General features: G+C 37.1%; 27 protein-coding genes and 1 other annotated feature. Of the genes, 24 read left to right on the plus strand and 3 right to left on the minus strand.

The annotated features are described in order from the left end of the window. Nucleotides 1-455 precede the first annotated feature (455 nt). Nucleotides 456-1,799, plus strand: coding sequence for a TrkH family potassium uptake protein (locus DN392_RS19770; protein WP_000454120.1), 1,344 nt, complete (start codon nucleotides 456-458; stop codon nucleotides 1,797-1,799). Nucleotides 1,800-1,832: 33 nt separating this feature from the next. Here DN392_RS19770 and DN392_RS19775 read toward each other — a convergent pair whose 3' ends face one another. Beyond that, nucleotides 1,833-2,225 (minus strand): imidazole glycerol phosphate synthase, encoded by a 393-nt coding sequence (locus DN392_RS19775; RefSeq protein WP_074651135.1) that lies wholly within the window; start codon nucleotides 2,223-2,225, stop codon nucleotides 1,833-1,835. 203 nt (nucleotides 2,226-2,428) lie between these two features. Between DN392_RS19775 and ytfJ the strand changes: the two genes are divergently transcribed. Both ytfJ and DN392_RS19785 read left to right on the plus strand, forming a co-directional pair. Then, nucleotides 2,429-2,896 (plus strand): GerW family sporulation protein, encoded by a 468-nt coding sequence (ytfJ, locus tag DN392_RS19780; RefSeq protein WP_002096773.1) that lies wholly within the window; start codon nucleotides 2,429-2,431, stop codon nucleotides 2,894-2,896. 108 nt (nucleotides 2,897-3,004) lie between these two features. After that, a complete protein-coding gene (locus tag DN392_RS19785; RefSeq protein WP_000608225.1) occupies nucleotides 3,005-3,094 on the plus strand; it encodes a hypothetical protein in 90 nt (29 codons plus the stop codon). Nucleotides 3,095-3,457: 363 nt separating this feature from the next. On the opposite strand, the gene DN392_RS19790 is transcribed toward DN392_RS19785, so the two are convergent. Together DN392_RS19790 and DN392_RS19795 are read right to left on the minus strand one after the other, a co-directional pair. Next, complete coding sequence (locus tag DN392_RS19790; RefSeq protein WP_000101009.1) at nucleotides 3,458-3,697, minus strand: YkuS family protein; 240 nt, start codon at nucleotides 3,695-3,697, stop codon at nucleotides 3,458-3,460. A gap of 86 nt (nucleotides 3,698-3,783) precedes the next feature. Beyond that, entirely contained in the window at nucleotides 3,784-4,023 is a 240-nt protein-coding gene (locus DN392_RS19795; RefSeq protein WP_000752505.1) for a DUF3911 family protein, read from the minus strand. Between the two features lie 59 nt (nucleotides 4,024-4,082). Between DN392_RS19795 and DN392_RS31295 the strand changes: the two genes are divergently transcribed. From DN392_RS31295 to DN392_RS19900, 21 genes are all read left to right on the plus strand, one after another. Then, the gene (locus tag DN392_RS31295) at nucleotides 4,083-4,298 is read left to right on the plus strand and encodes a hypothetical protein (protein ID WP_016136600.1); all 216 of its coding nucleotides are present in this window, start codon (nucleotides 4,083-4,085) and stop codon (nucleotides 4,296-4,298) included. Nucleotides 4,299-4,439: 141 nt separating this feature from the next. Continuing rightward, nucleotides 4,440-5,336, plus strand: coding sequence for a branched-chain-amino-acid transaminase (gene ilvE, locus DN392_RS19805; RefSeq protein WP_064459956.1), 897 nt, complete (start codon nucleotides 4,440-4,442; stop codon nucleotides 5,334-5,336). Nucleotides 5,337-5,352: 16 nt separating this feature from the next. After that, nucleotides 5,353-5,580: a binding site (T-box leader), on the plus strand. Nucleotides 5,581-5,653: 73 nt separating this feature from the next. Beyond that, nucleotides 5,654-7,354 (plus strand): acetolactate synthase large subunit, encoded by a 1,701-nt coding sequence (gene ilvB / locus DN392_RS19810; protein WP_000095842.1) that lies wholly within the window; start codon nucleotides 5,654-5,656, stop codon nucleotides 7,352-7,354. Next, entirely contained in the window at nucleotides 7,351-7,860 is a 510-nt protein-coding gene (ilvN, locus tag DN392_RS19815) for an acetolactate synthase small subunit (RefSeq protein WP_000822948.1), read from the plus strand. The genes ilvB and ilvN overlap by 4 nt, the downstream gene beginning before the upstream one ends. Nucleotides 7,861-7,880: 20 nt before the next feature. Continuing rightward, the gene (gene ilvC / locus DN392_RS19820; RefSeq protein ID WP_074651070.1) at nucleotides 7,881-8,897 is read left to right on the plus strand and encodes a ketol-acid reductoisomerase; all 1,017 of its coding nucleotides are present in this window, start codon (nucleotides 7,881-7,883) and stop codon (nucleotides 8,895-8,897) included. A 1-nt stretch (nucleotide 8,898) separates the two neighbouring features. Beyond that, nucleotides 8,899-10,419, plus strand: coding sequence for a 2-isopropylmalate synthase (gene leuA, locus DN392_RS19825; RefSeq protein ID WP_064470132.1), 1,521 nt, complete (start codon nucleotides 8,899-8,901; stop codon nucleotides 10,417-10,419). Nucleotides 10,420-10,496: 77 nt separating this feature from the next. Next, a complete protein-coding gene (gene leuB / locus DN392_RS19830; RefSeq protein WP_064470131.1) occupies nucleotides 10,497-11,561 on the plus strand; it encodes a 3-isopropylmalate dehydrogenase in 1,065 nt (354 codons plus the stop codon). Further along, complete coding sequence (leuC, locus tag DN392_RS19835) at nucleotides 11,561-12,955, plus strand: 3-isopropylmalate dehydratase large subunit (protein WP_000520134.1); 1,395 nt, start codon at nucleotides 11,561-11,563, stop codon at nucleotides 12,953-12,955. The genes leuB and leuC overlap by 1 nt, the downstream gene beginning before the upstream one ends. Beyond that, nucleotides 12,933-13,553, plus strand: a complete 621-nt coding sequence (gene leuD / locus DN392_RS19840; RefSeq protein ID WP_000433213.1) for a 3-isopropylmalate dehydratase small subunit — start codon at nucleotides 12,933-12,935, stop codon at nucleotides 13,551-13,553. The genes leuC and leuD overlap by 23 nt, the downstream gene beginning before the upstream one ends. A 267-nt stretch (nucleotides 13,554-13,820) precedes the next feature. Then, nucleotides 13,821-15,083 carry an ATP phosphoribosyltransferase regulatory subunit gene (locus tag DN392_RS19845; RefSeq protein WP_048566770.1) on the plus strand — a complete coding sequence of 421 codons (1,263 nt, stop codon included), beginning with the start codon at nucleotides 13,821-13,823 and terminating at the stop codon, nucleotides 15,081-15,083. Beyond that, nucleotides 15,059-15,694: an ATP phosphoribosyltransferase gene (gene hisG, locus DN392_RS19850; protein ID WP_001244476.1), complete on the plus strand. Its 636-nt coding sequence runs from the start codon at nucleotides 15,059-15,061 to the stop codon at nucleotides 15,692-15,694. Before DN392_RS19845 ends, hisG begins: the two co-directional genes overlap by 25 nt. A gap of 11 nt (nucleotides 15,695-15,705) precedes the next feature. Further along, nucleotides 15,706-16,995: a histidinol dehydrogenase gene (gene hisD / locus DN392_RS19855; protein WP_000407014.1), complete on the plus strand. Its 1,290-nt coding sequence runs from the start codon at nucleotides 15,706-15,708 to the stop codon at nucleotides 16,993-16,995. Next, nucleotides 16,995-17,579 carry an imidazoleglycerol-phosphate dehydratase HisB gene (gene hisB, locus DN392_RS19860; protein WP_001206366.1) on the plus strand — a complete coding sequence of 195 codons (585 nt, stop codon included), beginning with the start codon at nucleotides 16,995-16,997 and terminating at the stop codon, nucleotides 17,577-17,579. Before hisD ends, hisB begins: the two co-directional genes overlap by 1 nt. Beyond that, nucleotides 17,580-18,209: an imidazole glycerol phosphate synthase subunit HisH gene (gene hisH, locus DN392_RS19865; protein WP_149238098.1), complete on the plus strand. Its 630-nt coding sequence runs from the start codon at nucleotides 17,580-17,582 to the stop codon at nucleotides 18,207-18,209. Continuing rightward, entirely contained in the window at nucleotides 18,182-18,901 is a 720-nt protein-coding gene (hisA, locus tag DN392_RS19870) for a 1-(5-phosphoribosyl)-5-[(5-phosphoribosylamino)methylideneamino]imidazole-4-carboxamide isomerase (protein WP_064470130.1), read from the plus strand. The genes hisH and hisA overlap by 28 nt, the downstream gene beginning before the upstream one ends. After that, nucleotides 18,895-19,653, plus strand: a complete 759-nt coding sequence (gene hisF, locus DN392_RS19875) for an imidazoleglycerol phosphate synthase cyclase subunit (protein ID WP_064470129.1) — start codon at nucleotides 18,895-18,897, stop codon at nucleotides 19,651-19,653. The genes hisA and hisF overlap by 7 nt, the downstream gene beginning before the upstream one ends. After that, on the plus strand, nucleotides 19,650-19,955 hold the full coding sequence (gene hisI / locus DN392_RS19880; protein WP_000803982.1) for a phosphoribosyl-AMP cyclohydrolase: 306 nt from the start codon (nucleotides 19,650-19,652) through the stop codon (nucleotides 19,953-19,955). The genes hisF and hisI (DN392_RS19880) overlap by 4 nt, the downstream gene beginning before the upstream one ends. A 10-nt stretch (nucleotides 19,956-19,965) precedes the next feature. Beyond that, the gene (gene hisI, locus DN392_RS19885; RefSeq protein ID WP_000426349.1) at nucleotides 19,966-20,289 is read left to right on the plus strand and encodes a phosphoribosyl-ATP pyrophosphatase; all 324 of its coding nucleotides are present in this window, start codon (nucleotides 19,966-19,968) and stop codon (nucleotides 20,287-20,289) included. 13 nt (nucleotides 20,290-20,302) lie between these two features. Then, nucleotides 20,303-21,322, plus strand: a complete 1,020-nt coding sequence (locus DN392_RS19890; protein WP_000861828.1) for a histidinol phosphate phosphatase domain-containing protein — start codon at nucleotides 20,303-20,305, stop codon at nucleotides 21,320-21,322. A gap of 67 nt (nucleotides 21,323-21,389) precedes the next feature. Next, a complete protein-coding gene (locus DN392_RS19895; RefSeq protein WP_001118875.1) occupies nucleotides 21,390-21,557 on the plus strand; it encodes a DUF4025 domain-containing protein in 168 nt (55 codons plus the stop codon). A gap of 147 nt (nucleotides 21,558-21,704) precedes the next feature. Beyond that, entirely contained in the window at nucleotides 21,705-22,676 is a 972-nt protein-coding gene (locus DN392_RS19900) for an NAD(P)-dependent oxidoreductase (protein WP_001062817.1), read from the plus strand. Nucleotides 22,677-22,679 lie beyond the last annotated feature (3 nt).

Genomic DNA, 22,679 nt, shown 5'->3' on the forward strand with positions numbered 1-22,679 from the left:
GAAAGAGAGAGGGAGTTTTAAATAGAAGATAGAGTAAATAAAAAAATAAGACCATCGCATATGAGATGGTCAAAGGAAGGGGACAATTTATGTCAATTTAATTAGGATGGAAAGCTGTTCAAGACACTGGGGAATGTCTTATAAATTAGGGAGGAACAGCTCCGATACATATACTATAAAAGTTGGATGTGACCTTGATGTGAACATAGAGTGAAAGGTATGAGAATTTGAGAAATGATACATATAAAATGATTGTTGCGAGAGTTGTAGAGTACGAATAAATATAATAGAAAGTTTCTTGTCATAAAATGAAGTGGAGTTCGAGTATAAATAAAAGTTGAAATCTTTAAAAAAAAGGATTATGCTCAACTATATTATAAGAATATAAGGTTTATCCCGCTATGTAAGGTTTCTTATAAGCCTTTAGTTATGAGGGGAAAAGGGAGTTAGTGAATATGGAAGTAACAAAAAGACAAGGGCTGTATAATCGTTTTATACGATTAAATCCACCACAAATATTAGCACTAGGTTTTTTCTGCTTAATTGTGGTTGGCGGTTTGTTATTAAAGTTACCATTTGCAACGAAAGTACATATTAGCTGGGTAGATGCTTTCTTTACGGCAACATCAGCAGCAACTGTAACGGGATTGGGAGTAGTAGATACTGCAAGTACGTTTACGATGTTTGGCGAGATTGTTATTATGTTTTTAATTCAAACGGGTGGTTTAGGTCTTATGACAATTGCCATTTTAATTGTTTGGGTATTAGGTAAAAAAATCGGATTACGCCATCGATTATTAATCGGAGAGGCATTTAATCAGACAAATATAGGTGGTCTTGTAAAATTAGTAAAACGTGTCTTTATATTTTCTATTTGTATTGAGCTTATTGGAGTCATTTTTTTATCGTTTCGCTTTATTCCAGAGTTTGGTTTTGGAAAAGGTGTATATTATAGCATTTTTCACGTTATTGCATCTTATAATAATGCTGGATTTGCTCTATGGCCGGATAATTTAACAAGGTATGTAGGAGATCCTATTATTAATATTGGGATTTGCTCATTAATCGTAATAGGAGGTCTCGGTTTTACAGTATTAATTGATATATGGTATAGTCGTAGCTTTCGAAAATTATCACTTCATTCCAAAATCATGATTGTCGGAACAGTAGCGCTAAATGTTATAGCGATGATTGTGATTTTTGTATTGGAATATAATAATGTGAAGACGTTAGGGAATTTACCTTTAAATGAAAAGTTATGGGCTTCTTTCTTCCAAGGTATTACTCCTCGTACTGCTGGATTTAATACAGTTGACTACGGGGGAATGGAAGAATCATCTATATTATTTACGATGGTTTTAATGTTTATTGGTGCAGGAAGTGTATCAACGGGTGGAGGGATTAAATTAACAACGTTTGTTATTTTAGTTACATCTGTCCTTTCTTTCTTTAGAAAAAAAGAGGAAATCGTTTTATTTCAGCGCACAATTAAAATGTCGACAGTAACGAGAGCGTTAGCGATTGCTGTTGCCAGTCAAATACTCATTTTTGCAGCGGTATTTGTATTAATGCTTACAGAAAACTTCAGCTTTATTCAGTTACTATTTGAAACAATTTCAGCGTTCGGCACAGTAGGGTTAACGATGGGGATTACTGCAAAGTTATCAGCGTTTGGAAAATGTATTATTATGTTTGTTATGTTTTGTGGATTAATCGGACCGTTAACACTTGTCTTTTCTTTAGCACGACCAGCAAAACAAAAAATTAAATATCCATCGGAAGATGTATTTACAGGATAAGGTATCCCGCATAAGCGAGATACCTTTTTCTTTTTAAAAAAGGGAGAACAATAAACCGATAAGCGCTACTCGGAATAAAATTGCAATGAGTGCTGCAATTCCGCCGACAATCGCAGCGATACCACCAGTTACAGTAGCTCCGCGATTATAAGCGTAGATCCCTAGTAATACAGAAACAAGACCAAATAATGTTGGGAAGGTAAATAGTGATAAGATAGATAAGGCAAGAGCGATAAAGCCAGCCGTTGATCCAGCGGCGGACGATCTTACATCATCTTTATTATCTTTCTCATCGTAATCATAATCAATGCGCTGTGGTGCAACCTCAGCTGCATATTCTTCTTTGTAGTCACTATAATCACTATCTATTCTATCTCTTTTTTTATACTCATCAAATTTCTCAGTCAAAGTCATGACTCCTTTCATAACAAGGTTCAATAGTAGTATGCATCTCTTGTTCTTTTTTATCCCGCTATTTGTGGCCCGCAAACGCCTGATTGCTGAAGGCTAATAATCAGTGGGTGATGAACAAAGCCCTGCTGATTAAAGTTTCACTTTATCCGAGCGAGTACAAGGCGTAATTCCATTTAGAAGAGTGGAATTGTTTTTTTGAAATAGGAAAAGTTAGTATGACTTCCTCTATTTTGGAAAGTATAAAAAAGAATAATGAGGAAAGGGTGCAATACATAATGGAACATCCAATTGAAAATTTAATGAAAACAGCAATGACAAATTTAAAAGAGATGGTAGATGTAAATACGATTGTTGGAAGTCCAGTTTCAACGGCTGATGGAAATGTAGTATTAACAGTATCTCAAGTGGCTTTTGGTTTTGGTGCCGGCGGAAGTGACTTTAAAGGTGATTTTATTTCCGAAAAGCATAATAACGGACAAGGGCAGCATAAAGAGAACAAGCAAAGCCATCCGTTTGGAGGCGGAAGCGGGGCTGGGGTTTCCATTAGCCCAGTTGCTTTTTTAGTAGTTGGTTCTAACGGTGTGCAAGTATTACACCTCAATAGTAGTACACATTTAATTGAGAAGGCTTTAAATACTGTACCAAGCACTGTAGATAAATTTGTAAATGGTCGCCAAAAGTGAACTTGCATTTTTTAGGAATTGTGATATATTAGAAAAAGTGCGCTTTATGATGATCGGAATAATTGAACTGTAAATATATATGATGTGTGGAATAAGGGAGAGGAATTTATGATTAATATCAAAAACTTAGTAGTTGGCTTATGTATGTTAGTAAGCGGTTTTGTTGTATATGTAATAAAAGAAAAAGCTCCATTCTAAAACAGACAAACCGTTACTGTCTGTTTTTAATTTGTAAAAAATGTTGACAAGTTATTGTATTGGTGTTAAAATTTTAATTCGTGTCTCGGTTACAGCTAGTGTAAAGTAAATAAACCTTATAAATATAATACGAAAAGTTTGCGAAAGATCGGGTAGTCTTACCAACAACTTTTGTGAACAAACCCTATAAATTATTATTGTAGGCTTTATATGTATACTAGTGAATCAAGGAGCGGTCAGTGGAACCGTAATGATGAGAGAGAGGTAGGGCTTTCATCCAGTATATGTTACTTTCCCGTTAGGTGAATATAAAAAAGAGGACTCCTTTTCAAAAGGAGTCCTCTTTCTTTTTGTATATTAAATTTAAGTGCGGCTCTCAACTTGCTGACAAATTTCATCTGTTGTTAAACCATGAGCTGTAATTACCGATCCCTTAATTGATGCATCTGCAATACCCATCATATTAGAATCTTGCCCAGTTACAATACAACAATCGCACCCTTGTGCATCATGTTCGGAACCCAGGGTAACAACTTCATGTCCCTGTTGCTGAAGAGCTTGTTGAACATCTGTTAATGAGTTTTCAACACCAATTCTAGCCATAATTCTCACCTCCTACCATCTAGTTGCTAGTATGCTCAAGTCCACTGCATATATTTATGAAAAGACGGTAGGAAGTAAATCTTTGTTTAGTCGTTATATACACCAGTAAGCATTTGACTTACGAATTGATCGTTTAAAGTATCTTGGCTGGAAGAAGTATTTGAGTGAATGTCAATTGAAGCAATAAAATTATTATGTTCTTTATTATTTGGTTCTACCTCTACATAATTATCGAATTTACAAAAACCTTTCGTATCCATTAGATCAAATAGTTGAAGCATTTCTACTACCTCTTGTCTCGTTCCTTTAATTTGTACACACGCCATATTGTTTTCCTCCTTCATTTTGACAAATTGTTTTTTAAAAATAGGATTATGATTACGAAATGAAAAATATGAATGTTATTTTTAGACAGCGTTATTTTTATTATTTTCCCCCTTTTTCAGCAAAAGTCGTTATATATTCCCGAATTTATAAAAACGGACGTCCGTTTATTGAATACAATAGATTCGTATCAATTGATGAAAATCCTTCTTTTAAACAAATATTTTTTTTAGTGAAAATTGGCGAAAAAAATTTTTTGACTTTTTGTAAACGTTAACAATGCTGTTAAATCAATATAATCAAAGATGTACGTACGATTAAAAATTATAAATTTTCTAAAAATTCACTTGATTTATTTAGAAAGGAGAGTAAACTAGGAAACAATAAAAAATTCATAGAACATAGGAGGCGCTTTCCAGTGAACGAGCAATGGATTTTCTTAAATGGAGAATTTGTTCCAAAAGACGAGGCAAAAGTTTCAGTATATGATCATGGTTATTTATATGGCGATGGAGTATTTGAAGGAATTAGAGTTTATAGCGGTAATGTTTTCCGTTTGAGAGAGCATCTTGTCCGGTTATATGAATCAGCAAAATCCATTATGTTAGAAATTCCATATTCTTTAGATGAAGTAACGAATATTGTTGTTGAGACGATTCGACAAAATAAATTATCTAATGGATACATTCGCCTTATTGTATCGAGAGGAGCAGGAAATCTTGGATTAGATCCTGATTCTTGTAAGAAACCGAATGTAGTAGTAATTGCAGAACAACTATCTTTATTCCCGCAAGAATATTATGAAAAGGGGATTCCGGTTGTAACAGTTGCAACGCGCCGAAACCGTCCAGATGTTTTGTCGCCTCAAGTAAAATCTTTAAATTACTTAAACAATATTTTAGTTCGTATTGAAGCGAAATTAGCTGGAGTACAAGAAGCACTTATGTTAAATGATCAAGGATACGTAGCTGAAGGCTCAGGAGATAACGTGTTTATTGTAAAAGGAAATAAATTAATTACACCACCAAGTTCTGCTGGAGCGTTAGAAGGCATTACACGAAACGCTATATTAGAAATCGGTGAAAAACTTGGATATGACGTTAGAGAAGAGTTATTTACAAGACATGATGTATATGTAGCTGATGAAGTATTTTTAACAGGAACGGCTGCTGAAGTAATTGCTGTTACGACAGTAGATGGTAGAACGATTGGTTTAGGGCAAACAGGTCCACATACGAATCGTTTATTAGAAGAATTCCGAAAGTTAGTTATAGAAGATGGAGAGAAGATTTACGAAGAAAATAAAGTTGGATAGCAACTTTTTATAACATAAGAAAGCGTTGAGAGGGAGGAGTAGTTGATTGTGAAGCCTCACAGAGAGTCGGTGGTTGCTGAAAACCGATGGTTCACGTCGACGAACATCGCCCTTGAGTGCTAAGCTGAAGCATTTGTCTAGGCTTAGACGGTAGCTCCGTTATTAGCTAGACTCATTTATGGGTCACTGAGGCAAGAGTATTCTTGCGAAGAAGGGTGGTACCGCGAAATCTTTCGTCCCTTCAGCACATAGCTGGAGTGTGGACGTAGGATTTTTTTTATTGATAAAAGTTTTCAAAAAGGGGGCTTATAAGAACAATGTCTTCAAAAACGGAAGAGAAACTGGCAACTGGTGCACAGCTATTGTTAGAAGCGTTAGAAAAGGAAGGAGTAGAAGTGATTTTCGGTTATCCTGGTGGTGCTGTTTTACCTCTTTATGATGCACTCTATGACTGTGAAATTCCGCATATTTTAACAAGGCATGAGCAAGGAGCTATTCACGCCGCGGAAGGGTATGCCAGAATTACTGGCAATCCAGGGGTTGTCATTGCAACGAGTGGGCCAGGTGCTACAAATGTTATTACCGGTCTAGCAGATGCGATGATTGATTCATTACCACTTGTTGTATTTACAGGGCAAGTAGCAACGACGTTAATTGGAAGTGATGCTTTCCAAGAAGCGGATATTATGGGGCTTACGATGCCAGTGACAAAACATAACTATCAAGTGCGAAAGGCTTCAGATTTACCTCGAATTATTAAAGAAGCATTTCATATTGCTAGAACAGGAAGACCAGGCCCAGTCGTTATTGACCTTCCGAAAGATATGGTAGTAGAGCAAGGAGAACGATGTAATGACGTACAAATGGATTTACCAGGATACAACCCTAATTATGAACCGAATTTACTCCAAATAAACAAATTATTACAAGCAATTAAGGCTGCAAACAAGCCGTTAATTTTAGCTGGAGCAGGTGTATTGCATGCGAAGGCTTCGAAAGAGTTAACAAGTTTTGCTCGTAAATATGAAATTCCTGTTGTGCATACATTACTTGGTCTTGGTGGGTTTCCGCCAGATGATGAACTTTTTCTAGGGATGGGAGGAATGCACGGTTCTTACACAGCCAATATGGCGTTATATGAATGCGACTTACTTATTAATATAGGTGCAAGATTCGACGATCGTCTTACTGGGAATTTAGCTTATTTTGCTAAAAAGGCGACTGTTGCGCATATTGATATTGATCCAGCAGAAATCGGAAAAAATGTGCCGACTGAAATTCCAATTGTTTCAAGTGCTAAGCGAGCGCTGGAAGTATTACTTCAACCAGAAGGAAGGAAAGAAAATCATCATAAGTGGCTCTCTTTATTAAAGAGTAGAAAAGAAAAGTATCCACTATCTTATAAAAGGAATTCGGAAAGTATTAAGCCTCAATACGCAATTGACATGTTATATGAAATTACGAAAGGAGAAGCGATTGTAACAACAGATGTTGGGCAACATCAAATGTGGGCAGCCCAATATTATCCGCTCAAAACTCCTGATAAATGGGTAACTTCAGGAGGATTAGGAACGATGGGCTTCGGATTTCCAGCAGCAATTGGTGCGCAAATTGCAAAGCCTGAGGAACTAGTTATTGCAATTGTAGGTGACGCTGGATTTCAAATGACCTTGCAAGAATTAAGTGTGTTAAAAGAACACTCATTGCCTGTTAAAGTATTTATCTTAAATAATGAAGCTTTAGGAATGGTAAGACAATGGCAAGATGAATTTTATAATCAAAGATACTCGCACTCTTTACTGTCGTGTCAACCAGATTTCGTCGCTCTTGCGAATGCGTATGGCATAAAAGGAGTTCGTATAGATGATCCACTTCTTGCAAAGAAGCAAATACAGCAGGCGATTAAATTACAAGAACCAGTCGTAATTGATTGCCGTGTACTTCAATCAGAAAAGGTAATGCCGATGGTTGCGCCAGGGAAAGGTGTTCACCAAATGGAGGGAGTGGAAAAAAGGTGAAGAGAATTGTTACAGCGACAGTTCGAAATCAAAGTGGTGTGTTAAACCGAATTACGGGTGTTATGACACGAAGACATTTTAATATTGAAAGTATTTCAGTAGGTCATACGGAATCATCAGACATATCGCGGATGACGATTGTTGTACACGTTGAAAATGAACAGCAAGTGGAACAGTTAATTAAACAACTTCATAAGCAAATTGATGTTCTGAAAGTATCAGATATTACAGAAGAAGCGATGATCGCAAGAGAACTTGCACTTATTAAAGTAGCAACATCAGTAGCAAGAGCAGAATTATATAGTTTAATTGAACCGTTTCGAGCCGCTGTAATAGATGTTGGGAAGGATTCCATAGTTGTGCAAGTAACTGGTACGCAGGAGAAAGTAGAAGCATTAATTGAATTACTTCGTCCGTATGGTTTGAAAGAGATTGCTAGAACAGGTGTAACAGCATTTACGCGTAGTATGAAAAAACAAGATAAGCAAGTTATGTTAATTCAATAACCATTTAAATATAGGGGGAAATGAAAATGACAAAAGTTTATTATGAGAAAGATGTAACGGTAAATGTATTAAAAGAAAAGAGAGTAGCAATCATTGGATATGGCTCGCAAGGTCATGCACATGCACAAAACTTACGTGATAACGGATTTGATGTAGTAGTAGGTTTAAGAAAAGGGAACTCTTGGGATAAAGCGAAAGAAGATGGATTTTCTGTATATACAGTAGCAGAAGCAGCGGAAAAAGCTGATGTAGTAATGATTCTACTACCGGATGAACTCCAGCCAGAAGTATATGAAGCGGAAATTGCGCCAAATTTAAAGGCAGGAAATTCTCTCGTTTTTGCACACGGATTTAATGTTCACTTTGATCAAGTGAAACCGCCAGCTAATGTAGATGTATTTCTAGTAGCGCCAAAAGGGCCAGGTCATCTTGTGCGCCGTACATTTGCTGAAGGCGGAGCTGTTCCTGCATTATTTGCAGTATACCAAGATGCAACAGGAGTTGCGACTGAAAAGGCACTTTCTTATGCCGATGGAATTGGAGCGACGAGAGCTGGTGTATTAGAAACGACATTTAAAGAAGAAACAGAAACAGATTTATTTGGAGAGCAAGCTGTGCTTTGCGGCGGAGTAACTGCGCTAGTAAAAGCTGGATTTGAAACGTTAGTTGATGCTGGTTATCAACCGGAACTTGCATATTTTGAATGTTTACATGAACTAAAACTAATCGTTGACCTTATGTATGAAGGCGGACTTGAAAATATGAGATATTCAGTTTCAGATACAGCGCAGTGGGGCGACTTCGTATCAGGACCACGCGTTGTAACGGAAGATACGAAGAAAGCGATGGGTGCAGTGCTAGCAGAAATTCAAGATGGTACATTTGCAAGAGGCTGGATTGCAGAGCATAAAGCAGGAAAACCAAATTTCCATGCGACAAATGAGAAAGAGAATGAACACGAAATTGAAGTAGTTGGACGTAAATTACGTGAAATGATGCCGTTTGTACAGCCGCGAGTAAAGGCAGGGGTCAAATAATATGAAGCAGATTTTGTTCATGGATACGACGCTACGTGATGGCGAACAATCACCAGGAATAAATTTAAATGAACAAGAGAAATTGCAAATTGCAAGGCAATTAGAGAGACTAGGTATTCATGTCATGGAAGCTGGTTTTGCAGCAGCTTCCGAAGGGGATTTTCAATCGGTAAAACGCATTGCAAATACCATTCAAAATGCTACAGTTATGAGTTTAGCTAGAGCGAAAGAAAGTGATATTCGAAGAGCATATGAAGCGGTGAAAGGTGCTGTATCTCCTCGTCTACACGTATTTTTAGCTACAAGTGATATTCATATGAAATATAAACTTTGTATGTCAAAAGAAGATGTATTAGATAGTATTCACCGCTCGGTTACACTCGGGAAATCATTATTTCCGACAGTACAATTTTCTGCAGAAGATGCGACAAGAACAGCAAGAGATTTTTTAGCTGAAGCAGTTGAAGTTGCGATTCGTGCAGGAGCGAATGTAATTAATATTCCAGATACAGTTGGATATACGAATCCAGAAGAATATTATTCTCTTTTTAAATACTTACAAGAATCCGTTCCTTCATATGAAAAAGCAATTTTCTCTTGTCATTGTCACGATGATCTTGGGATGGCAGTAGCAAATTCATTAGCTGCGGTTGAAGGCGGAGCGTTGCAAGTAGAAGGAACAATTAATGGAATTGGAGAAAGAGCAGGTAATGCGGCGCTAGAAGAGGTCGCAGTTGCTCTTCATATTAGAAAAGATCTCTATAAAGCGGAGTCTTCTATGACGTTAAAAGAGATTAAGGCGACGAGTACATTAGTAAGCAGATTAACAGGTATGGTTGTACCGAAAAATAAAGCGATTGTTGGAGCGAATGCATTTGCTCATGAATCCGGAATTCATCAAGATGGTGTTTTAAAAGAAGTGACAACATATGAAATTATTGAACCAGCGCTAATAGGCGAATCTCAAAATCTATTCGTACTTGGAAAACATTCTGGACGTCACGCGTTTACAGAAAAAATGAAAGAGCTTGGCTATGAATTTACAAAGGAAGAACGAGATGCGGTGTTTGAAGCCTTTAAAAAATTAGCTGATCGTAAGAAGGAAATTACTGAGGAAGATTTACGTGCACTTATGCTTGGGGAATCAGCATTTGCGGCTCAGCAATATAACATTACGCAACTACAAGTACATTTTGTCTCAAATAGTACACAATGCGCGACAGTTGTGCTAAAAGACGAAGAAGGAAATGTATACGAAGATGCAGCCACTGGTTCTGGTAGTATTGAAGCGATTTATAATGCAATCCAAAGAATTTTAGGATTAGAATGTGAATTGGCGGATTATCGCATACAATCTATTACACAAGGTCAAGATGCACTGGCTCATGTTCATGTTGAATTAAAAGAAGGAACGCATCAAGTATCAGGTTTTGGTGTTGCACAAGACGTATTGGAAGCTTCGGCGAGAGCATATGTCCATGCAGCAGGGAAATTGAAATCTTTTATCCAGCTTGTGAAATAAGTGTTTGATAGGTGAGAGAAGCTTTCCTCACCTATCAAAATAAAGTTCTGAAAATTCAGTTAAAAGGAGTGTTGAAATTGGAAAAACGTATCGTTTGTTTAGCTGGTGATGGTGTTGGCCCGGAAGTTATGGAAAGTGCGAAGGAAGTATTGCATATGGTAGAGAGGTTATATGGGCATCATTTTCATTTGCAAGATGAGTATTTTGGCGGGAGTGCTATCGATTTAAATGGGCAACCATTACCGCAACGAACGCTTGCCGCTTGTTTAGCAAGTGATGCGGTTTTACTTGGAGCGGTTGGTGGATCAAGGTGGGATAGCGCGAAAGAAAGACCGGAGAAAGGATTATTAGCTCTAAGAAAAGGACTTGGAGTATTTGCAAATGTTCGCCCTGTAACGGTAGAAAGCGCAACGGCACATTTATCGCCATTAAAAAACGCTGATGAAATTGATTTCGTTGTCGTTCGTGAATTAACAGGCGGAATTTATTTTTCTTATCCGAAAGAACGAACGGACGAAGTAGCAACAGATACACTTACGTATCATCGTCATGAAATTGAACGGATCGTTTCTTATGCCTTTCAATTAGCGAGTAAGCGGAAGAAGAAAGTAACATCTATTGATAAGGCGAATGTTTTAGAATCTAGTAAACTATGGAGAACTGTTACGGACGAAGTAGCACTTCGTTATCCAGACGTTGAACTAGAACATATTTTAGTAGATGCAGCTGCGATGGAGTTAATTCGGAATCCAGGACGGTTTGATGTAATTGTAACGGAAAATTTATTTGGGGATATTTTGAGTGACGAGGCTTCCGTATTAGCGGGATCATTAGGAATGCTTCCATCAGCAAGTCATGCGGAAAAGGGACCTTCATTATACGAGCCTATTCACGGATCAGCACCGGATATTGCGGGGAAAAATAAGGCAAATCCAATTGCAATGATGCGCTCTGTTGCAATGATGCTTGGGCAATCGTTCGGATTAACGAGAGAAGGGTGTGCAATTGAAGAAGCAATTTCAGCAGTCCTTAAATTAGGGAAATGTACAGCAGATATCGGGGGAACTGAAACGACAACTTCATTTACGAAGGCAGTTATACAAGAGATGGAAGAGCAAGCGTTAGTAGGGAGAGGGAGATAATGGGAAAAAGGCTGCTAGATAAACTTTGGGAAAGACACGTAGTTACGACAAACGAAAATGGATTAGATTTATTATATATCGATCTTCATCTTGTTCATGAGGTAACGTCACCGCAAGCCTTTGAAGGCTTGCGGCTTACAAATCGAACGGTTCGCAGATCTGATTTAACATTCGCAACGATGGATCATAATATTCCGACGAAAGATGTTTGGAATATTACAGATCGTATTGCGAAGCAGCAACTAGATACACTCCGGGAAAATTGTAAACAATTTCAGGTGCCGTTAGCGGATATCGGAGATGAAGAGCAAGGGATTGTTCATGTTATCGGACCAGAACTCGGACTTACACAACCAGGAAAAACAATTGTTTGTGGTGATAGTCATACAGCAACGCATGGTGCGTTTGGCGCGCTAGCATTTGGCATTGGTACGAGTGAAGTGGAGCACGTATTGGCAACGCAAACGTTATGGCAACGAAAGCCGAAAGCGATGGGTATTGAGTTAAAAGGAAAATTACAGAAAGGTGTTTACGCAAAAGATATTATTTTGCATTTCCTTTCAAAGTACGGTGTAGCAGTTGGAACTGGGTATGTAATGGAATTTTACGGAGAGACGATTGAGGCTATGGAGATGGAAGAGAGAATGACGCTTTGTAATATGGCAATTGAAGGAGGAGCAAAGGCTGGTATTATAGCACCAGATGAAAAAACATTTGCTTATGTAAAAGGACGTAAATATGCACCGAAAGACTTTGAAACATTCGAGAAGAAATGGTCTGAACTTTATACAGATTCAGATGCAATTTATGATTTGCATATTTCGATAGATGTGACGGATTTAGCACCGTACGTTACATGGGGAACAAATCCGAGTATGGGTGTTCGTATTGATGAAAAATTGCCAGAAAAGCAGGATGCAAATGACGAAAGAGCATTTTCTTATATGGGATTAAGCCCTGGACAAAGCACGTATGACATTCCTGTTCAGCATGTTTTCATTGGATCTTGTACAAATTCCAGGCTTTCTGATTTAGAAATTGCTGCATCTGTTGTGAAAGGGAGAAAGGTAAAAGAAGGTGTGCGAGCGCTCGTTGTGCCTGGATCGAAAAGAGTAAGAGAAGCTGCGATGCAAAAAGGGCTACATCACATATTTGAAGAAGCTGGATTTGAATGGAGAGAACCTGGATGTTCAATGTGTCTTGGAATGAATCCAGATCAAGTACCTGAAGGAGAACATTGTGCTTCGACTTCAAATCGTAATTTTGAAGGAAGACAAGGAAAAGGGGCACGAACACATTTAGTTAGCCCAGCAATGGCGGCAGCAGCTGCGTTATACGGTCATTTTGTTGATACTAGAAAGGAGAGTTATGATGGAGCCATTTCGTATTCATAAAGGTACTGCTGCAGTACTGATGAATAATAACATTGATACAGATCAAATTATTCCGAAGCAATACTTAAAGAGAATTGAAAGGACGGGATTTGGAAAATATTTATTCGATGAATGGCGTTATGATAATAACCGCCATGAAAACCCTAATTTTTCGCTTAATGCACAAAATAGAAAAGGAGCAAGTATATTAATTACAGGTGATAATTTTGGTTGTGGTTCTTCAAGAGAACATGCTCCGTGGGCGCTTGCTGATTATGGTTTTCGCGTTATTATCGCCGGCGGGTTTGCGGATATTTTTTATATGAATTGTATGAAAAATGGTATGTTACCAATTGTAATGGATAAAGAAATGCGAGAACAACTTGCCAAAACGGATGCGAGAGAACAAATAGAAGTAGATTTAGAGAATGAGGTAATTAAAACAAGTACGCACAGATTTTATTTTACAATCGAGAAAATGTGGAAAGAGAAATTATTAAATGGTCTAGACGAAATTAGTATTACGATGCAATATCATCAAGAAATTGTAGAGTATGAAAGGAAAGTAGCTTTATATTTAAAAAACGGAATGTTCAAAAAATATTTACATTCAGAATGAAGTATTATATACTATGTAAAAATCAGAGGAGAAAGGGAGTAAGTATTATGAATATCATGCAATCTATTAAAATGCTTACACAACTACATCATCATACATAAAGCCCTTGAACCTAGCGTGAAAACGTGTAGGCACAAGGGTTATTCCCGTTGTACCTACACTCTACTAAAGAGCCTTGTAGGTATTTTGTCTACAAGGCTCTTTTTATTTTCGGTTTAGGTGAATGAAATGGGCATACATTAGAAAGGGAAAGGTGTGAGAATTTAGATGACAAAATGGAAACGGGCAAACCCAAATGGAACGAGAGACTATTTATTCGAAGAATGTACGTTAATTGAAGAAGTGGAGCAAAAATTAAGACGTACTTTTTTAGGGCGAGGTTATGAGGAAATAAGGACACCTACAATTGAATTTTATGATGTTTTTGCCTTTCAAAATAGACCGATAGATGAAGAAAAGATGTATAAATTTTTTGATGAAAAGGGACGGATTATCGTGTTACGTCCAGATATGACAATTCCTTTAGCGAGAGTGATGGGAACGCAGAGGTGGGATACGCCGCTTAAACTGACGTATGGCGGGAATGTATTTCGGGCGAATGAGTCCCTTACTGGAAAATATAATGAAATTGTACAAAGTGGTATTGAAATTATAGGGATTGATAATGTAAGAGCTGAAATTGAATGCGTCATAAGCGTCATTCAATCGCTTCAAAAGGTGAAGGTGCAATCTTTTACAATAGAGATTGGGCAAGTGCAGTTATATAAATGTATTGTAAAAAAACTCTCCATTCATGAGGAAGAAGAGAGAGTACTTAGGACATACATTGAAAGTAAAAATTATGCGGCTCTATCAAATTTTATTAGAGAAAAGAAATTAGATCGATGTGATGAAACAGTAAGATTACTTGAGAAATTACCAAGGCTATTTGGGAATTTAGAAGTGATTGAGGAAGCAGAAAAACTCGCCTCAAGTAATGAAATGAAAATGGCGATTGCAAGAGTGAAAGAAATATATGAAGCAATTGAAAAACTAGGGTATGGATCTTACATATCAATTGATTTAGGTATGATCCAACATTTAGATTACTATACGGGAGTTATTTTCAAAGGGTATATATATGAAATAGGAGAAGAAATTGTTAGTGGCGGAAGATATGATGAGTTAATTGGAAATTTTGGAGAGATGCTGCCAGCTGTTGGACTCGCGGTGCAAGTCAATCAAATTGTGAAGGCACTGCAAGAGCAACAAGAACCATATGAACGAAAGGGAATAGATATTATTATTCATTATGAGTTAAATAGATTAGCAGAAGCGGAAAGATTACGAAATTTACTTCAAAAGGACGGGAAAAAAGTAGAGCTATCCTTATTCTCTAATGTAAAAGACACCTTTCAATTTGCAAGAAAAAACCAAATAGTAACGGTCGTTGAGGCAAAGAACGAATCATTAGTGGAATATGTATGGAAAGAGAAATGGATAGTCCAGAAAGAAGGAGAAAATCCATGCGTAACATTCAAATTGCGTTAACGAAAGGAAGATTAGAAAAACATGTGATTCCGCTCTTTGAGCAGATTGGAATTGATTGTTCGGAGCTCAAAAATAAAGGACGAAAGCTTGTCTTTCAAAGTAAAAATACAGATATCTCATTTATTTTAGTGAAAGCAGTAGATGTTGCTACTTATGTAGAACATGGAGTAGCTGATATTGGGGTCGTTGGAAAAGATATTTTAATGGAAAACGAGAAAGATATTTATGAAATGTTAGATTTAGGAGTAGGTGTGTGTAAGTTTTGTGTTGCTTCTATTCCTACTTATAATCCGAAGAGCTACCGGAAGAAACGCATTGCGACGAAATATCCACATATTACTTCTAACTATTTTCATGATAAAGGGGAGGATGTAGAAATTATAAAAATAGAAGGTTCTGTAGAAATCGCTCCTATTCTTGGATTGGCAGATGCGATTGTTGATATTGTGGAAACAGGAAAAACATTACAAGAAAATGGGCTCATTGTATTTGAGGAAATGTGTTCTATATCTGCTCGAATGATTGTAAATAAGGCTGCATTAAAAACTAAAAAAGACGAAATATTCAGTATTGTAAATATGATGGAGCAAGAAATTTTGTCAGGAAAATAGGGGGACTTGTAATGGAGATAGTTTTTGAAGATTTTCAAAAGGCGTTATCGAAAATAAAATTGCTACGAGAAAACGCTAATATAATAGAAGAAACTGTTCAAAGAAGTGTAAGCGAAATCGTTCGAAAGGTAAGGAAGAGTAAGGATGAGGCTCTATCTTTTTATACAAAAAAGTTTGATGGTGTGGAGATTAAAGAGTTTCGTGTAAGTGAGGAAGAAATAAAACGAGCAGGTATGTTTGTAGAGAATTCATTTTTAGAAGCGTTACAAGAGGCGAAGAAAAACATTATTTCTTATCACGAAAAGCAAAAAAGGCAATCCATATTCGATTGCACGAGTGAAGGCATTATTAGAGGGCAAATCATTCGGCCGTTAGAAAATATAGGGGTATATGTGCCGGGCGGAACTGCTTCGTATCCTTCGTCAGTATTAATGAATGTATTGCCAGCAAAACTCGCTGGTGTGAAAAAGATTGTAATGGTAACACCACCAAGGCAAGGGGGGATTGATCCCCATATTTTAGTTGCTGCAAGCCTTGCAGGGGTAGATGAAATTTATACGATAGGTGGTGCGCAAGCAATTGCTGCTTTAGCATATGGGACGGAATCGATTCCAAAAGTGGATAAAATAGTTGGACCAGGAAATTTGTACGTTGCTCTGGCGAAACGAGAAGTATACGGAATAGTAAATATCGATATGATTGCTGGACCGTCAGAAATTGTAGTTATTGCTGATGAAACCGGTAATGCAAAATATATCGCTGCTGATTTATTATCACAAGCAGAACATGACGAGAGAGCAACAGCAATTTGTATTACAACGAATATAGAGTTAGCAAAAGAAGTAGAAAGAGAGATAGAAAGACAGTTAGAAACATTACCAAGAAGCGAAATTGCACGTGAATCGATAAATAGAAATGGAGCTATCTTTATCGTTCCTTCTTTAGATGAGGCGCTACAATTATCGAATGAAATCGCTCCAGAACATTTAGAGTTACATATAAAAGAACCGATGAATGCTCTAGCTTATGTGAAACATGCAGGATCTATCTTTCTTGGTCCATATGCACCGGAACCACTCGGTGATTATTTAGCAGGACCGAATCACGTGTTACCGACAAGTGGAACGGCAAGGTTTTTCTCACCGTTATCAGTCGATGATTTCGTGAAAAAATCAAGCTTTCTGTCTTATACGGAGGAAGCGTTAAGAGATGTACAACATCATATTGTAGAACTTGCCAATAAAGAAGGATTACATGCGCATGCGAGAGCAATTCAAATAAGATTTGAGGAGGAAGAATAATGCGTGAGTGCAGTCAAATACGTGAGACGACAGAAACAAAAATCAAATTAAGTTTGCAGCTTGATGAAGGCAAGAACGTTTCTGTACAAACGGGAGTTGGATTTTTTGATCATATGCTAACTTTATTTGCAAGGCATGGAAGATTCGGTTTACAAGTGGAGGCGGAAGGCGACGTATTCGTTGATTCGCATCATACAGTTGAAGATGTTGGAATTGTACTCGGAAATTGTTTGAAAGAAGCATTGCAAAATAAAGAGGGGATTAACCGTTATGGCTCCGCATATGTACCGATGGATGAATCTTTAGGTTTTGTCGCAATTGATATTAGCGGGCGCTCATATATTGTATTTCAAGGAGAATTAACGAATCCGAAGCTAGGGGATTTTGATACAGAACTAACAGAAGAATTTTTTAGAGCAGTTGCTCATGCTGCCAATATTACATTACACGCTCGCATTTTATACGGAAGCAATACACATCACAAAGTTGAAGCGTTATTTAAAGCGTTTGGTAGAGCGCTTAGAGAAGCAGTCGAAAGAAATGCCAGCATTACTGGTGTAAATTCCACGAAAGGGATGTTGTAATTGATTGCTATTATAGATTATGGAATAGGAAATATTCGCAGTGTGGAACAAGCATTACAATATATTGGAGCAGAGTACATCGTAACGGGTGATAAAGAAAAGATTTTTAGAAGTGATGGAGTAATCTTACCAGGAGTAGGTGCATTTCCGAAAGCGATGGATGTATTGGAAGAAAAAAATTTAGTGCGTGTGTTAAAAGAAGTCGGGAGTTCAGGAAAACCGCTTCTGGGCATTTGCCTAGGGATGCAGCTTTTATTTGAAAAAAGTGAGGAACTACAAGACTGTAACGGATTAAGTTTATTGCCAGGTGTTATTCGAAAGTTAAAGGTTCCTTATAAAATTCCACATATGGGATGGAATGAGTTAAAGAAAGAGGGAGAAATAGCACTTTGGAATGGAGTAGAGGACGGTTCTTTCGTATATTATGTTCACTCTTATTATGCAGATTGTCCAAATGAAATTGTGTATGGAATAAGTGAATATGGAGTGAAAGTACCTGGTTTTGTAGCAAAAGGAAATATATACGGCGCACAGTTTCATCCTGAAAAAAGCGGTGACATTGGAATGCAAATGTTGAAAAATTTCAAAGAGGTGGTAGAGGCATGGAAATCTTCCCAGCTATCGATTTAAAAGAGGGGCGATGCGTTAGACTTTATCAAGGAGAGTTTAGTAAAGAAACAGTAATGAATGAAGATCCAGTTGCGCAAGCGATTATATTCGGAAAATTGGGAGCGAAAAAGTTGCACATTGTTGATTTAGATGGCGCAATTGCTGGTGAGTCAGTAAATTTGCTCGTTATTGAAAGGATTTGCAAGGCAGTACGTATTCCTGTGCAAGTTGGAGGAGGAATTCGATCACTTGTAGCGGTAGAGAAGTTATTGTCAGTAGGTGTAGATAAAGTGATTTTAGGAACAGCTGCTCTTTATGATAAGGAATTTTTAGAAGAAGCAGTTCTTCTATATAAAGAGAAAATTATTGTTGGAATTGATGCGAAAAATGGTTTCGTAGCAACGAGAGGTTGGCTTGATGTGTCTGAAATTTCTTATATTGATTTAGCAAAGCAAATGGAGAATGTAGGTGTTCAAACGATTGTGTTTACAGACATTTCGAAAGACGGGACACTTGCAGGGCCGAATTTAGAGCAATTAGAGTTACTACAAAAAAGCGTTGGTATTCGTCTTATTGCTTCTGGAGGAGTGGCATCTATTCAAGATGTGAAAAAATTAAATGATATGAATATATACGGCGTCATAATTGGTAAGGCTCTTTATGAGAAAATGATTGATTTAGAAGAAGTGTTAGAGGTAACAAAGTTATGTTAGCGAAACGTATTATTCCATGTCTAGATGTGAAAGAAGGGCGAGTCGTAAAGGGTGTAAATTTTATAGGATTACAAGACGTCGGTGATCCTGTTGAAATAGCAGCTTTATATAATGATGCGGGAGCGGATGAAATTGTATTTTTAGATATTACAGCAACGCATGAAGGACGAAAAACAATTATAGATGTTGTAGAAAAAACAGCTTCGAAAGTATTTATTCCTCTTACAGTTGGCGGGGGGATTTCAAGTGTTAAAGATATGTACAATTTACTAAGAGCTGGAGCGGATAAAGTTTCAATCAACTCAGCGACAGTGCGAAATCCAAAGCTAATTGAAGAAGGGGCAGAACACTTTGGCTCACAATGTATTGTCGTAGCAATTGATGCTAGAAAAGTAGCAGAAGAAAAGTGGAATGTTTATGTGAACGGCGGAAGAGTTGATACGGGTATGGATGCAATCGGGTGGGCAAAACGCGTTGCCGAGCTAGGGGCAGGCGAAATTTTGTTAACGAGTATGGATGCAGATGGAACGAAAAACGGGTATGATCTTCGTTTAACAGAAGAAATTTCAAAAAGCGTTTCCGTACCAGTCATCGCGTCAGGCGGATGTGGTCACGTTGATCACATTATAGAAGTTTTTCAAAAGACAACAGTTGATGCAGCACTTGCGGCATCCATCTTTCATTATGGTGAGGCGACAGTGCAGGACGTAAAGAGAAAATTAAGAAATGCAAATGTTGAGGTGCGGTTATGAAACCTAACTTTTCAAAAGGATTATTACCAGCAGTTGTAATTGAAGAAGGGACAAAAGAAGTTTTAATGCTAGCTTATATGAATGAAGGAGCATATGAAAAAACGCTAGAAACGAAAAGAACATGGTTTTATTCTCGTTCAAGACAATCGTTATGGAATAAAGGAGAAACATCAGGAAATGTCCAATATGTGCAATCTCTTTATTTAGATTGTGATCAAGATGCAATTGTTGTTGTCGTAAAGCAAGTGGGACCTGCTTGTCATACAGGAGAGAAAACATGTTTTCACTACCAAATTATATAGGGGGATACATATGGAAAATGCCTTTAAATTACTATTTGAAACAATTGAAGAACGAAAGGGAAATCCACTTCCTGAATCGTATACAAATTATTTATTTTCAAAAGGAGAAGATAAAATTTTAAAGAAAATTGGTGAAGAATGCACGGAAGTAATTATCGCATCTAAAAATAATGACAAAGAAGAATTAGTGAAAGAAATGGTTGATGTATTGTATCACTGCTTTGTTTTATTAGCTGAAAAAAATATATCATTAGAAGATGTTATGGAGGAAGTGACAGAAAGAAATGGGAAGCTTTCGCGAGTAGGGGACAGAAGTGAAATAGATACGTTATAAGGGGGAAATGTAGATGAAGGTGGATTATCACATTCATTTAGAAGAAGGGCCATATTCAATAGGATGGCTAGCTAAAATAAATGAAGTGTTACAACATTATGAACCACTTAAAGAAGAAAAACATTCTATGGAATGGCTTGTGAAAACACAAGAACGCCTGCAAAGACGTGTGAAAGAAGGGCCATTTACAACGAAATGGATTGATTTATATTTAGAAGAAGCTTTGCGAAAAGGTATAAAAGAAGTTGGTATTGTCGATCATTTATACCGTTTTTATGAAGCGAAAGAATACTATGAAAGATATGTCGATATAAGTGATTCAGGGCTTGGTCGTTTACAGAAGGGATGGTTAGACCAAGTGAGGGTAACGTCACTGCATGATTTTACAAAGGCAATTGAAGAGGCGAAAGAACGATGGAGTAAACGAGGCGTGACGCTAAAACTTGGAATTGAAGCGGATTATTTTATTGGTGGTGAACAAGAATTACAATCTTTACTCGCATTAGGAGATTTTGATTATGTAATTGGCTCTGTTCATTTTTTAAATGGATGGGGATTTGATAATCCAGATACGAAAGAATATTTTAAGGAACATGACTTATATGCTTTATATGATACGTTTTTCAAAACGGTTGAGTGTGCAGTTCGCTCTAATTTATTTGATATTATAGCTCATCTTGATAACATAAAAGTATTTAATTATCGGTTAGATGAAAATGAACAACTTTCTTATTATAAGGAAATTGCGCGTGCGTTAGTAGAAACAAATACGGCAACGGAAATAAACGCGGGATTGTACTATCGCTATCCTGTGCGCGAAATGTGTCCGAGTCCGCTATATTTACAAGTACTAGCTAAGCATGGCGTTCCGGTTACTCTCTCCTCAGATGCTCATTATCCGAATGATTTAGGAAAATATGTGGCAGAGAATATAAAGATGTTACGTAATCATGATATTTCTCACGTAGCTACATTTACGAAACGAGTAAGAACGATGAGATTACTGGAAGAAGAAGTAACAATTTCAAAATGATCACGATTTTTTGATGAAAACCACCCTTTTTGTTCAAAATAAGAAAGAATAAAAAGGAGGGTAAGAAATGGCGAAACAACAAAATAAACAAAATGTACAAGATGCACAGCAACAAGCTTATACTTCTGAAACGAATGCTACATCTCAATCAGTTATTGAGGAACAAATTAGCGATACAGTTGCAGAAGGAACGATCGATGCAAAGCTTGGACAAGAATCGCAAGAGAAAGCGTAAGAAAAGGGGAGAGATGAATCTCCTCTTTTCTTATGGGTAAAAAATGTCGATTTTCAAAACTATGATCAAATTCCTTGGTTTTTATAGGTGGATTTCTTACAATGAAAGATAAGAGATATCTTATTTTTTATAGAAGAGGTGTTAGTAGTGGCAAAAATATTAGTAGCAGGGAAAATTCCAGCAATCGGATTAGAACTATTAAAGGATCATGATGTAGAAATGTACGATAAAGATGCGTTAATTTCTTTAGATGAATTAACAGATCGTGTAAAAGATAAAGATGCATTGTTAAGTCTACTTTCTACAAAGGTGACAAAAGAAGTTATTGATGCGGCACCTAATTTGAAGATTGTTGCAAACTACGGTGCTGGTTACGATAATATTGATTACTCGTATGCCGGAGAAAAAGGGATTGCGGTAACGAATACACCGAAAGTATCAACTGAAGCGACAGCAGAATTAACATTTGCACTTCTTTTAGCAGCTGCACGTAGAATTCCTGAAGGCGATACATTATGTCGTACAACTGGATTTAATGGATGGGCACCATTATTTTTCTTAGGCCGTGAAGTACATGGTAAAACAATTGGAATTATTGGCCTTGGAGAAATCGGAAAGGCAGTTGCAAAGCGTGCGAAAGCGTTTGGAATGAATGTTTTATATACAGGACCAAATCGAAAGCCTGAAGCTGAAAGTGAACTGGAAGCAACATATGTAACATTGGAAGAATTATTACAAACAGCAGACTTTATTACAATTAACTGTGCTTATAATCCGAAATTGCATCATATGATTGATGATGAACAGTTTAAAATGATGAAGAAAACAGCGTATATTGTAAATGCTTCACGTGGACCAATTATGAATGAAGCGGCACTTGCTCATGCATTAAAAACGAATGAAATTGAAGGAGCAGCTCTTGACGTGTTTGAATTTGAACCGAAAATTACAGAAGAGTTAAAAGGGTTAAAGAATGTAGTACTTGCTCCTCACGTAGGAAATGCAACATTCGAAACTCGTGATGCGATGGCTGAAATGGCAGTAAGAAATATTTTAGCCGTATTAAACGGTGAAGAGCCTGTAACACCTGTAAATCAAAAAGTAGTAGTTACAAAATAAAAA

Source organism: Bacillus sp. BB51/4, assembly GCF_008368845.1.
Classification (GTDB): Bacteria; Bacillota; Bacilli; order Bacillales; family Bacillaceae_G; genus Bacillus_A; species Bacillus_A wiedmannii.